Here is a 12,721-nt window from a genome sequence, read left to right on the forward strand (position 1 = left end):
TAACTCATAAAGAATTACTTGCTAAAAGGAATCAAATCCCACGGATCATCCCAAATCCGCTTTTTTTATTCTTTTTTGGCTGTACATCAGATTGTCAACATGGTTCAGAAATTGCTCAATACTGGCATATTTCATATCAAAGATGTCAGTCCCAAAGCTTCCTTCCAGCCTGTAACGCTTTTCGGAGGTTTTATTATACGCTTCAAAAGACACATTGATTCTCTCAATTGTTTTCTCTAGAGCTTCTTTGCTGTCACATTCCATGATTACCGCAAATTCATCGCCACCCATCCTGGCAATAATGTCTGTTTTTCTTAGGACACTTCTTATTAGCCCAACAGCAGTCTGGATCGCTTTGTCCCCTTCGGAATGCCCATATTGGTCATTAATTTGTTTCAGTCCGTCAAGGTCGGCATAAATAAGCCCAAATTTGTTATCGGCCTTATGGTGGATCCTTCTGGAAATGTAATAGTCAAAAGATCCTCTCGTCCATACGCCGGTCAAGTTATCCAGATGAGCCATTCTTTGCTGCAGAAAATAATAAATAATCACGAGGGAAAATGCCGTACAGCTCCACATCAGAAGCACACCATAAAACATGGACTGGAGTATCCCTCCGATAATCGGCAGTATTCCAAATGCTATTAAAGGAATCCATTCCTGTTTAATGATTTTCCCTTTTCTTTTAAGGATCTGTATCAGACTGATTATCAGATAGAAATAGGTAATTACGGCTGAAACGAGAAAAAGTGATCCCCGGTGGTAGACATTCGCACTGTCTATAGTGAAGATAAAACCGTAAATAGGCGATAAAACGGTCAGTACCGTATTGATGACAATCGGAATGAAATACAGGATTTTCCTGGTTTTAAAAATTGTGCTGTCTGGTTCAGTCCAGCTATAATTAAATTTGTACCACGAATAGGTTAACAGCGGCGCCGTAATAAACAAACATATATGCATCAGCTCCGACACCGGGATCAACCATAACTCAGGGCGTCTGTTGATCATGCAGGTCAGCGTTTCAAAAACAAGCTCCAGCATAATGACTAAAGACGTGGTCAGAAATTTTTTATTGATACTATCCTGCCGGTCAAGACTCTGGTAAGCAATCAAAAATACTACCCCTAACAACACCAGGGCAGCAAGATTAATATCAATCCGTAAAAATACCTGCATACTTTTTACCAGCCTTTATGTCTAAGATCAACGCATGAAAACATTATAGCATAATTTTGTGGAATAATTCACGTAACGTAACGTGATTTAGTAGTCCAAGCGAACATGGATGTGAAACGCAGCAGGTCATGCAAAATGTGCAAAAAAAAGGGGCTATTAACACCCAAAATGAAATGCTGCCAACATAGTGTCAGCAGCATTCGGATTGACGGTGAGCCCTTTTATTTAGCCAGAATGGCTGTTAAATCATTCTCTGGTGTAGAGATCGGTGTGATATTGAATTTTTCAACCAAAACGTTGAGTACATTGGAAGAGAAAAAAGCTGGAATGGATGGTCCGATATAGATATTCTTTATGCCCAAGGCCAAAAGGGTCAATAGAATGCAGACCGCTTTTTGTTCATACCAGGAGAGCACCAGTGTTAATGGCAGATCGTTTACGCCGCATTCAAAGGCCTGGGCCAGCGCAACAGCAACCTGGATAGCGGAATAGGCATCGTTGCATTGTCCCATATCCATCAGCCGCGGCAGTCCCCCGATTTCTCCAATGTTCAGGTCATTAAAGCGGTATTTTCCGCAGGCAAGTGTCAGTACGACCGTATCCATAGGCGTCTGCTTCACAAACTCGGTATAGTAGTTTCTGCCGGGCTTTGCACCATCACAGCCACCAACCAGGAAGAAATGCTTGATTGCTCCGCCCTTGACGGCATCGATCACTTTATCCGCAACTCCGAGAACAGTATTCCGGGCAAAACCTGTCATCAGCTCATTTCCGCCGTTGATCCCTGTCCTGTATTGATCTTCGCTGTAGCCGCCAAGTTCAAGCGCCTGCTTAATCAGGGGTGAGAAGTCCTTGACTTTGACATCCGGGATATGCTTCATTTCCGGATAACCGACGACGGATGTCGTATAAACCCTGTCAGCGTAACTGGCTTTGGGTGGCATCAGACAGTTCGTCGTAAAAAAGATCGGAGCCGGAATATTGTCAAATTCCTTTTGCTGGTTCTGCCAAGCCGTTCCGAAATTGCCCTTCAGATGCACATATTTTTTAAATTCAGGATAGGCGTGAGCCGGGAGCATTTCACCATGGGTATAAATATTGATTCCTTTTCCTTCTGTCTGTTCCAGCAATTGTTTCAGATCGAGCAGGTCATGGCCGGTGATCACAATGAATGGGCCTTTTTCTATGGTTGTTGTAACCCTGGTTGGCTCAGGATGCCCATAAGCCGAAGTATTCGCTTCATCGAGCAGCGCCATGCAGGCAAGATTGGTTTTGCCGAATTCCATCAGCAGCTCCAGCCATTCATCGACGGAATGATCTTCCCCGACAGCTTTCAATCCTTTATAAAAGCAGGCGGTGACTTGAGGATCCTGCTTACCTAAAACATACGCATGCCAGGCATATGCCGCCATCCCGCGCATGCCTAACAAGAGAGTCGAACGCAGCGAGACGATATCCGGATCACCATGGAACAAAGCGTCAGGTGCAAAATCTTCCGCCCCGCCAAGTTTGTTTTTCTCTTCAGTTACCTTTTGTATGAAGGCATCAAAATCTTGAGGATCAAAATTAACATTAGTCACTGTGGCAAACAGGCTCTGCATCACCAAAGCATCTGTTTCCGGTGCAGTTTTCTGACCGGATGCCGCTCTGGCCAATCCAATCAGGGCACAAGTGAGTTCATCATGCTTATTAGCTACTTCCGGTTTCTTTCCGCAGACCCCTGCGTTCGTGCATCCTTTTCCGCCGGCAGTTTGTTCACATTGAAAACAGAACATTTGAGACATACAATTACCTCCTCTATATTTTGTTTTTAATCGTATTTTTTAATCATACGTAAAAAACTGCCAGAAATCGGTATCCAAGGTTACAAAAATCAGATGCCATTTTCTTAATATTCTGATAATTTTTAATCCGCATATCCGCAGTTATATTCTCTCTTTGAATCATGGAATCATCGTTGATGTTTATGATGATTTCTCAATAATCTCTTTGAACAAGAAAACCAAATTTGGATCAAACTGCGTCCGGGAACATGATACGATTTCCTTGATTGCTTCAGCTTCAGGCAGTGCTTTACGATACGGCCGATCATTTGTCATCGCATCAAAGGTATCAACAATACTTAAAATCCTGCATTCGATCGGTATCTCCCCTGCTTTCAATCCTAAAGGATAACCTTTTCCGTCCCATCTTTCATGGTGCTTCAGAATCAGGTGTGCAATACTCTTTAATTCTGAGGATTCGGCCGCAATTCTTTCCCCGATCCCGCAATGCGTTTTCATGACCTTCCACTCCTCCTCGTCCAGCTTGGAAGGTTTACACAGGATCCTATCTGGAATTCCGACTTTACCGATATCGTGAAATTTGGCAAGCAACCTGATCCGGTCGAGATTACTTTGAGGCAGCCGCAGCGCTACACCCATTTGGGTTGCAAGCTCACCCATCCGTTCCGCATGGCCCTCGGTAATATAGTCCTTCGCTTCAAGCGCTCTCATCAGGGTCTTGACCAAATCGTTCCGGTTGCTGGATTCCTTCAATAATTTATTTTGATACATGTTGTTATTTGCTTCCTGAAACATCCAATCCGTATTGACAATACCTGCCTTATGGAAAGAATAGCCCGAAGACAGCGAGATCTTCAATATATCTGTTTGCTCATTGTATTTATGCAGCATTTTATTCATCTGTTCAACCTGCTGCTCAATCTCCTGGCTGGAGAGGCCCTCGACAATCACGCAAAATTCGTCTCCGCCAATACGGGCGATGTACCCGATCAATCTGAAATGGTCAGTAATCATCCGTGCTGCAGATACAATCACTTCATCCCCTTTTTGGTGACCGAACGTATCATTAATAATTTTTAACCCATCAATATCAAAGAACAAAACAGTAAGCTTTTCGAAGTTCTTCCCATGGAACTCTGCCAGTTTGTTGATTAAACAGTGCCGTTTATATAGCTTTGTCAGACTTTCTCTTTCCACCATCTCTCTTAACTGCATTTCCATTAGGGTTCTTTCAGTCATATCCCGAACCAGTATTAAGATTTCATTAATCTCTGAGATGTGAATTCGTGATTCAAAATAGTAGTCCCGTCCCTGATACTTTAACCTAAAATCACAGGTGACCATCTCCCGTTTCTGAACAACCTGATAAATTGCCTCCTGCACTCTCTGAACAATTTCGTTATTCCTTAAGATCTCTCGTGTTAGAGGATCGTCCTTTTTATTGGAGACGGTAAATGGCGAAATATGGCCATCTGAATCGCTGACCAGCATAATGTCCTGAATCGCGGCCATCAAAGCTTTGTTCCGAATATTAATATGCTCAAGATCCAATAACTTTTCCTGCAGCTCGGGATAGTAATTTTTGCGGATCCAATTTTCCCCGAGACCAATGACGGCCTGCCTTGTTATTTTTTTCTCATTGAAAGCATTGTAATATTCTTTCATAAATTGCTTTAACCTCTTGCTTCGTGAGTTTTTTGGGGTTTGTAACCATACAGGGATCAATCATTGCATTTTCAACCAGTTTGTTCATCTGGTTTTCGTCAATTTGTTCGATTTCTACCGTCGCATTAATCATTAAGTTCTCACGCAGGCATCTGACCCGTTTAAGAATTTTTTCTTTGACATTTAGATCAGAACTAAGATCAGCTAAAATATTCAACTGCTCCGCAATCCTTCGGAAACGGTTAGGTACAGCATCAAAATTAATGTCGATAACATGCTCGAGCAGGATACTGTTGCACTTACCATGCGGCAAATTGAAAAATCTTGACTTCATCGACACCTTCATAATCCAGAATATTTCCGCCGTTGGCTACCAGTATGCTGATGCACTTCGCGCAATCCATGACACTGCCGCCGCCGATAGCAATAATCAGATCACAATCCCGGTCCAGAAAGGCTTTGCTCCCCAACATCGCTTCATAGTCTTTGGGGTTTTCAGTAACGTCATCAAAAACAACATAGGGGACTTTAATGGTTTCAAGGGTTTCCGTATACCAATTCTGATTACGAATCCTATTGTCCATAACAATCATCGGTTTTTTTGTTCCAAAATGAGAGATATACCGGCCAACTAATCGTCTTGCATCAAGGCCGGTAATGCATATTTATTTCCAAAAAGAGTTTCTCAAATTAGAACAATTCAACTATTTTTACCTTATCAGAATATTTCAATAATTTAAACATTCTGTCATTTCAAAGGATTTGTATACTATTTCTACATAAGTTAAGAAATTCCTACTATTCGACAAATTTTTTCAAAATATGCGCGGCCTTAGATTCGGCTGTCGGAGTGTCAGCCAGCCTTTCCGGGCAGGCATAAACAGTGCCTTTGCCTCCTCTGACATAGCCAAGAAGTGTAATGTTATATTCCCGGGCAAGCCTGATGGTCGCTGTTGTGGGCGTCGATTTGGAAACTACCACGGGTGCTCCAAGCCTGATCATTTTCATAAGCATTTCCGAAGTAAGTCTGCCGCTGATAAAAACCATGCCTTTTGCGGCTAGCTCCATCTTGTTTGCCTTCATCAGTATTCCTGTCATTTTATCGAAGCAGTTGTGCCGGCCAATGTCTTCATTTAGCACTTCAAATCCGTCAACGTAAAATAAGACACTGTGGACGCCTCCAATCGTATGAAAGATCTCAGACTGCTCAATGAACTTATCCATGATTGTCAAGATATTTCCTGCGGAAAAAGTGGATTTGTTCGTGCTGACGGCGTACTGCGTCTTTTTCAGCGGATTAATGTAGGTATAACACTTGCCACAGCCGGAAGTGATGCTTCTCAGACTTTCGCGTCTGTCAATAACGATTCCTTCTCTAAGTTCAATCAGCACTGCCAACATTTTCTCATTGTATTCGATGCTTTCGATATCTTCATAAGAACCAATAACACCCTCATTATATAGAAAACCCAGGGCCAACTCCTCGTGATGCCGGTTCAGACAGAGAACGGAAACTAGCTCCTGTCCATTGACTATCATTTTAAGGGACACTTCGGCGATAACCTTTCTCACCGCTTCTTTCATCACAATGGCATCATTTTCTCTTTGGATTTCTACTACCTCAAATTCTTCGTAGACGATTCCTTCGTCAGCAGCATTCATTATTTACCCTCCAAGCAGCAATATTGCATTTGTATCCTCCAACAGTATCGGAGTTGGTCTTTCTTACCTGCAGCGATCTCCTGGCTGAAAGCCCCACCCTATTTTACCACAAAATAAGATTTACTGAAATTAATGGGGCATGATTCAAACGAACCATACCCCCACCACGAAAGATCTAATTATTTATCTGCGGCCGGAAGTTTCAAAAACCCTTTACACAATTGCCTTCTGTTACCTGAAGCTCAATAACAAATATCTTACAGCAGCCTGCCTGGGCTGCTTTTTCCGCCAGCTTATCCAGTGCATCCAGCCCTATTTCGGTTACGACCGTTGCTTTTTCCAGATCCACACATTGACAGCCGGTTTCTGTCCTTTTGAGATAGCCCTGGTCACATTTTAACGCGTAGAGTTTCATCATTAGATCTGCCCCAGAAGCTGATTGAGTTTCCCTGATCCGGCAGTCGGATCAGTATTTTGGGCCCCGACCCATTCCTTGAGCTTCCGGATTGCCTGGCCGTTTTGAATGATTTCTCCGGCCAGTCGGACACCCTCTGCAATCGTTGGGGCTTTGTCCATTAAATAGAGGATTAAGGCTGCATTCAGACATACAATATCCGTACACGCCTCCGTTCCTCTACCGGACAGGATGGACAGCAGACGCAGCGCTTCCTGCCTGCGATTCCCGGAAGGGCTTAACTCCTTTTTATCAGGTCTTCTGATTCCGAATTCTTCCGGGGTAAGTGTGTATTGAACAATTTCGCCGCTCTCTTTTAACTCAGCCACATACGTTTCCCCCAAGGTAGAAGCCTCATCCATCCCTTTGGGGCCATTTTGATCCGACCCAAAGACAACCAGCGCACGTTTGAATCCTATCTCCTTCATAACCTTGGTAACCGGCACTACCAATTCCCGGTCATACACTCCTCGGACAGCATATTGAGGGGCGGCGGGATTAGCCAGGGAAGCAGCTATGTTTAAAGTGGTCCCGAATGCAATCTGCGACAAAATCCGTCCCAGTGCTTTGGGATGAACCTGCGGACTCATGCCATTAAAAATTCCGATGCCGGTCTTTTCGATACTGCCCTTGACAATATCCGGCGTACATTCCATATCGATGCCTACTTCCTCCAAAACGTCAATTGTTCCGCAGGACGAGGTAATCGCACGGGATCCGTGTTTGGCCATCATGATCCCAGCGGCGGCAGCAATGATCGCTGCAGCAGTACTGATATTAAATGTTTTAACGGTATCCATACCCGTACCGCTGTTTTCAACAAGGCATCCGCGGACATCAGGCACCACTTTCACCGTATCAAGTTCATAAATAGCTTCCCAACTTCCGGCGATCTCTTCAGCGGTTTCTCCTTTCGCTGTCAGCGCGGACAAAAATGCACCCTGCTGCAGATCCGGCTGCTGATTCGTCAGTACCTGAACAAACATTGCTTTGGCCTTATCTCTGGATAAATTCTGTTTGCCAATCAATTGGGTAATTCCTGCTCCAAATTCTTTTAAATCCATGGTCATCACGCTCATTTTTCTCATTTCTCCTTTATTCTTTATTCGTTTAGAATCTTAACGCTATTCATTTGCTTGCAGTTTACGTTTTTATATTTTTAGAATTTTTTTCTCATAATGTTAAGTCGATAATTGTATTAGTATCTTCCCTCTTTGCTACCTTTTCGATCCCCTGGACAAGGTCGGAAAGAGGCAATGCACATGTTGTCATATCGTTTACTTTGATCATGCCGGCAGCCAGCAAATCCAGTGCTTCCCGGTTGTGCAGCGACGAGCAGCCGTAGGCGCCATACACGAAAAGTTCTTTGTAATGGATCAGATTCAAATCAATAGCCGGAACACTTTCGCTCAAGACCATTCCGCTGAAGAAACAAAAGCGTCCTCTCTTCCCCAGTACGTTCAGGCTATCAGCCATCGTCTGAGGATCAGGGCAGCAGGGGATAGCTAAATCGGCACCCTTTCCTTCCGTCAACGTCAGGATTCTGCTGACGGCATTTTCACCGGTAGGGTTAATCCATTCATCAAAATCATTTTTGGCTGCCTCGATTCTTTCTTCTCTCTTTTCGACAAGGATGATCCTGCCCGCGCCTCTTTTTCTCGCCAATTTGGCATTTAAGATCCCCAGCGGCCCTGCCCCGAAGATCACAACCTGATCTCCGAGCCCGATCCCAGCACTTTCCTGCATATTCACACAGCAGGCCAGAGGCTCCGTCAAGGCAGCTTCGTAGAAGGTCAGGGTCTCCGGTATCTTATTCAAGACACCGTTCTTTACCCCATTTTCTGGCACCAATACATATTCTGCGAATCCCCCGTCATAATGGAAACCCATGATTTTAATATCATCACAAAGATGATGCATTCCCATCTGACAAAACCGGCATGTCCCGCAGGGCAGTCCGGGCGCAACTTGAACGCGATCTCCGGGCTTGACACAAGTCACTTCCCTTCCAGTTTCGGCCACTACTCCGGTGATTTCATGACCAAGGACCCGCGGCAGGTGCAAATCACGTTGCCCAATCTGATACGCTTTTAGATCAGTCCGACAGATCCCACAGGCCATCACTTTTACCAGCACATCCCCCTTCCTGCATTCTGGCTGGGCCACATTCGTTATTCTGATCTTTTGGATTTCCTCCAGGCGAGCAGCCTTCATCATCCCGACCTCCGTTATGCGAATTTGGCACACGACATAAAAAAACCCACACCCTATCATAGGCGTGGATTTACCGTCTCCTCACCGGCCAAATCTTTTGGCCACATTAATTAAAGGCAGGTCTCCTGACTCCGTCTCATTGCCTGCCTATCCCTTCCCCGTTTTATCTGGGTGGTTTGATAGGAGCTCAACGTTACAGTGGTGGGTCCGTCCGGGAATCTCACCCGGTTCCCTATTCTCCCCAAGTTTGTACCATGTCTTCACAAACACTTGGGACACCTAGAATTAATTCTTTTTAAAATTATAAACAGTACTGGAGGATATTGTCAAGCAATAATCTTCGTAATGCTATTCTTACGACAGGCATATCCCCGTTATCCTGAGAGCTAAAAACAATTGTTCTGCTCATATCGATCGTGGAATCAGCGTCTGTACATGCGTAGACAATTCAAACAGATTTCAGTATATTTGCAAGGCATTTTATCAATAATAGAATAGACTTATGAAAGACTTCTTTCAGTACAAACATCAAGACATTGAGTCAGTCAGGTGGTGGAATAAAATCTGGATACGGACGGAATCATCGCCAAGCTCAACTGGTTTTACAGCCTGGAACTGAACCAGGTTGATCTTTATATGGCTCAAAGTAAATTGGTCGAAGATATCTATATCAGCAAAGTATTGGAACGATCATCTTATATTGAACAGCAGCATGTCGATAATATTGCTGCCCAAATACGAAAATATGGTAGCGAACCGACCATTTTTGGGGATATTGTTTCCCCGCTTCTGGGAAAAACAGCCGGGAATATTACGGCTGCGTTTGGAATTGTCCCCCTGTTAAAAGCCGATATTCTTCTGGAGAGGAAAGCAATGAGTGATTATAAAGACTTGATTTTGAAAATCGGAAAAGATCATGAGTTATTTTCTGTCCTGTGGGCCAATCTCATTGATGAAGATCTGCACACGGCCTGGTTCTCAAATAAGGTTCAGGAACTGGAGGCTTGCCGTTAAGCTAATCTATTCCAGAAGCAATAATCCAAAGTATTTGACAAATTCATTTTTGTCTTTTAAGGTCCGCATTGTAAAGCCTTGTTTGGCAACCGTGGCAAAAACATCCATACCGGCGCTCTCCATAGAAGGGCGCGTAGCCGTACATTTTTTTGGCGGTGCAGGCTGTTTGCACTCGCTGCAAAGATGGCATGGTCCCGCCCAAAAAGCAAAAGCTTTATAAAATCCCTGCTTAAAAGCGGCCTTCTCAGCATCCAGCATGACACGTTGAAACATGCGGGTCGGCGGCTGGCCTTCAATCAGAAAAGCTTTAGTATAGCCGTCTAATTTTACGCTTGTTTCCTCATAGGAAGGGCTGTTTGGGGGACAGCATTTTTCCCCATAACTGGAGCATCCGTAGCGGCAATGATCTTTTGCCCAATGGGCCGTAACAACATCCTGAGGATGAATCAGCGTGACAGACTGGACCGGCAGCCTTTTTAACTTTGCACGAAGCTGTGCTTCAGCTGATATCGCAAGTTCCTGTAATTTGTTCTTATTCTTGGATGCAAAAATCACCGAAATATCCCTGGTAAGTTGTAATAAAGGTGTTTGCATCATCTGCTTTCTCTCAAAGAATGCAGTAACATCCTTTGCCGCTAGGGCGTTAACCGAAAACATGGAACTATCTTTTTTGAGGTAAGCTTGATACGAGCGAATTGCCGTTGGTAGAGAAGATTCTTCGGCATAAGTACCAATGACGGCAATCACTGCATCATCGGTGATGGTTTGCGCGCATTTTTCATAATTTCCGCCTGTTATGACCAGATCATAGGGCAAATGGACATCAAAAGAAATCTCGGTACATTGTTTCATTAGAAAATTCCGGATTGATGAAGATATTTCATCCGATAAAAACCTTTCAATGCAGACATTTCCTTTGAAATATTCCAATATCGGCATAAGTTTTTCGGCGATAAACATTCCGCTGAATTCGCCGTTTATTAATGCATCCAGGCTATAAAAAGAACTTGTCTTTGATAGGTATTTCGTACTTACGGGGGTATTAGACAAATATCCTTCTTTCCTGATGATTAAACCCATCTTCTCTAGGACGCCGAGAAAAAGGTGTGTCCCTTGGTCATCAAGATGAAGACCGTTCGCCAGATCACTAAAAGATCTCCCTTCTTCAATTGCGGTAAAAAGTTCACAATCCATCGCCTTGTGAAGGATTTCCGCTGCATCCTGTTCCGCTTTGATTTGCAATAAAAAGTCATAGTTGTCGTTCTGGTAATCAAATTTATTCATCCTATTGTTATCCTTTATCTGGTTTTTCTTTTTTCTGGCAATTATTTTTATCGATCAACGCTTCGGAAAATTCTGCAGTCAGTTTCGTCTTATAAAGATCTCCGGTCAAACGTTTATTTTGTGACCGATCAGTTTGTAAAATATGAACCCTGGTCAAGAACATATAAATAACAGAGAATAACGCGATCATAATGATCCCGGCAATGAGGCCAGTTCCCTGCCCGGAGATAAATGGCATACTGATGATGATCAAGATGAGGCTTAAAAATACGATCCAGGTAGAATACGGATAGCCAGGCATCTGACACTTGCCTGAGGGCGGGCACCCATATTTCTTCCGAAAGCGTAAGTGCGTTGCCATAATGACCGCATAGGTAAATAACAAAGCAAATCCGCCCGAACTTATTAAAAACAAGTACACGCTCGGGAGCAAAAGACCAATACCCAATCCCGCAAGCATGGCTAAACCCGAAATCAGGATCCCCCGATGCGGAACATTTCCCCGGTCCTTAAGCCATCTGGGCGCCTGGCCTTCTTCGGCAAGAGAGCGCATCATTCTGCCCAATCCGAACATCGCTGCCAGCATTGTAGAAAGGATCGCTGTAATGAGTACAAAATTGATAACGCTGCCTGCCCAGCCGATTCCCCAGCGATCAAGCGCCGCTACCATGGGACTGAATTTTTCACTCAGGCTGGAAGTGGGGATCAACGGAAGCAGCACAGCAATAGAGATGATATAAAATGCCAGCAGAATTAATACTGTATGAGAAATTGCCTTCGGAATCGTTTTGATTGGATTGTTGGCTTCCGAAGCAGCCAGTCCGATGATTTCAAAACCGGCATAGGAAAAGATGACGATAAGCATACTCCCTGCGATCCCTTTAATTCCCGTTGGCATCAAAGGTTCCCTGACTAATTCTCCGATACCAATGCTTGAGACAGCCGGAAATAATCCCAGAATTAAAAGTAAGGCAATAAGGATGAATGAGGCCAGCGCCAGCAGCTTTACGGCAGCAAGGCCGCTCTCAAGCTTGCTTAATTTATCGGCTCCCAGTAAATTCAGAAGTGTGATGCCTATAATAATAAAGCTTCCCAGCCAGGCAATCGATATATTGGGAACCCATTCGCGCATTAGGATTGATACAGCAGTAGCCTCACTGGACATTGCCAAAACCATCCCAGCCCAGTATACCCAGCCAACTACAAAACCGGTTCCTCTGCCAAAAGCTTGGGCTGCGAAGGTACGAAAGGAACCTATATCCGGATTTGCAACCGTCATCTCCGACAAAGCAAAAAGAATAAAATAAACGATGACGCCTCCCAGAATAAAGGATAGGATAATGGAAGGTCCCGCGGCATTAATCGCTACCGATGAACCTAGAAAAAAAGAACCCCCGATGACTGTTCCTAAAGCCATCATCGTAAGCTGCCAGGCAGATAATCCCTGATGTTTATTTTCCATGAT

At 44.1% G+C, this 12,721-nt stretch carries 12 protein-coding genes and 1 riboswitch; of the genes, 1 reads left to right on the forward strand and 11 read right to left on the reverse strand.

Annotation, left to right across the window (positions count from 1 at the left end; all coding sequences use genetic code 11):
* Nucleotides 1-45: 45 nt before the first annotated feature.
* The 9 genes from DHBDCA_RS05385 to DHBDCA_RS05425 all read right to left on the reverse strand — a co-directional run bounded on the left by DHBDCA_RS05385 (nt 46) and on the right by DHBDCA_RS05425 (nt 8,961).
* Nucleotides 46-1,179, reverse strand: a complete 1,134-nt coding sequence (locus DHBDCA_RS05385; RefSeq protein ID WP_015043174.1) for a GGDEF domain-containing protein — start codon at nt 1,177-1,179, stop codon at nt 46-48.
* 221 nt (nt 1,180-1,400) lie between these two features.
* Nucleotides 1,401-2,963: a hydroxylamine reductase gene (hcp, locus tag DHBDCA_RS05390; RefSeq protein WP_015043175.1), complete on the reverse strand. Its 1,563-nt coding sequence runs from the start codon at nt 2,961-2,963 to the stop codon at nt 1,401-1,403.
* A gap of 180 nt (nt 2,964-3,143) precedes the next feature.
* A complete protein-coding gene (locus DHBDCA_RS05395) occupies nt 3,144-4,628 on the reverse strand; it encodes a sensor domain-containing diguanylate cyclase/phosphohydrolase (RefSeq protein WP_015043177.1) in 1,485 nt (494 codons plus the stop codon).
* Entirely contained in the window at nt 4,600-4,962 is a 363-nt protein-coding gene (locus DHBDCA_RS15695; protein ID WP_015043178.1) for an iron-containing alcohol dehydrogenase, read from the reverse strand. The genes DHBDCA_RS05395 and DHBDCA_RS15695 overlap by 29 nt, the downstream gene beginning before the upstream one ends.
* Nucleotides 4,928-5,293, reverse strand: a complete 366-nt coding sequence (locus tag DHBDCA_RS15700) for an iron-containing alcohol dehydrogenase (protein ID WP_343217392.1) — start codon at nt 5,291-5,293, stop codon at nt 4,928-4,930. The genes DHBDCA_RS15695 and DHBDCA_RS15700 overlap by 35 nt, the downstream gene beginning before the upstream one ends.
* Before the next feature lie 133 nt (nt 5,294-5,426).
* On the reverse strand, nt 5,427-6,290 hold the full coding sequence (gene fdhD / locus DHBDCA_RS05410; RefSeq protein WP_015043180.1) for a formate dehydrogenase accessory sulfurtransferase FdhD: 864 nt from the start codon (nt 6,288-6,290) through the stop codon (nt 5,427-5,429).
* A 202-nt stretch (nt 6,291-6,492) separates the two neighbouring features.
* Nucleotides 6,493-6,708, reverse strand: coding sequence for a hypothetical protein (locus tag DHBDCA_RS05415; RefSeq protein WP_015043181.1), 216 nt, complete (start codon nt 6,706-6,708; stop codon nt 6,493-6,495).
* A complete protein-coding gene (gene trpD, locus DHBDCA_RS05420) occupies nt 6,708-7,832 on the reverse strand; it encodes an anthranilate phosphoribosyltransferase (protein ID WP_242824976.1) in 1,125 nt (374 codons plus the stop codon). Before trpD ends, DHBDCA_RS05415 begins: the two co-directional genes overlap by 1 nt.
* An 85-nt stretch (nt 7,833-7,917) precedes the next feature.
* Nucleotides 7,918-8,961 carry a zinc-dependent dehydrogenase gene (locus tag DHBDCA_RS05425; protein ID WP_015043183.1) on the reverse strand — a complete coding sequence of 348 codons (1,044 nt, stop codon included), beginning with the start codon at nt 8,959-8,961 and terminating at the stop codon, nt 7,918-7,920.
* Between the two features lie 94 nt (nt 8,962-9,055).
* Nucleotides 9,056-9,256: riboswitch (cobalamin riboswitch) on the reverse strand.
* Nucleotides 9,257-9,594: 338 nt separating this feature from the next.
* On the opposite strand from DHBDCA_RS05425, the gene DHBDCA_RS05430 reads away from it, so the two are divergent.
* Nucleotides 9,595-9,972, forward strand: a complete 378-nt coding sequence (locus DHBDCA_RS05430) for a hypothetical protein (protein WP_015043184.1) — start codon at nt 9,595-9,597, stop codon at nt 9,970-9,972.
* A 6-nt stretch (nt 9,973-9,978) separates the two neighbouring features.
* Here DHBDCA_RS05430 and DHBDCA_RS05435 read toward each other — a convergent pair whose 3' ends face one another.
* Nucleotides 9,979-11,256: a DUF2284 domain-containing protein gene (locus DHBDCA_RS05435; RefSeq protein ID WP_015043185.1), complete on the reverse strand. Its 1,278-nt coding sequence runs from the start codon at nt 11,254-11,256 to the stop codon at nt 9,979-9,981.
* A gap of 7 nt (nt 11,257-11,263) precedes the next feature.
* Entirely contained in the window at nt 11,264-12,718 is a 1,455-nt protein-coding gene (locus DHBDCA_RS05440; protein WP_015043186.1) for an amino acid permease, read from the reverse strand.
* Nucleotides 12,719-12,721: the final 3 nt, after the last annotated feature.

Source organism: Dehalobacter sp. DCA (assembly GCF_000305775.1).
Classification (GTDB): domain Bacteria; phylum Bacillota; class Desulfitobacteriia; order Desulfitobacteriales; family Syntrophobotulaceae; genus Dehalobacter; species Dehalobacter alkaniphilus.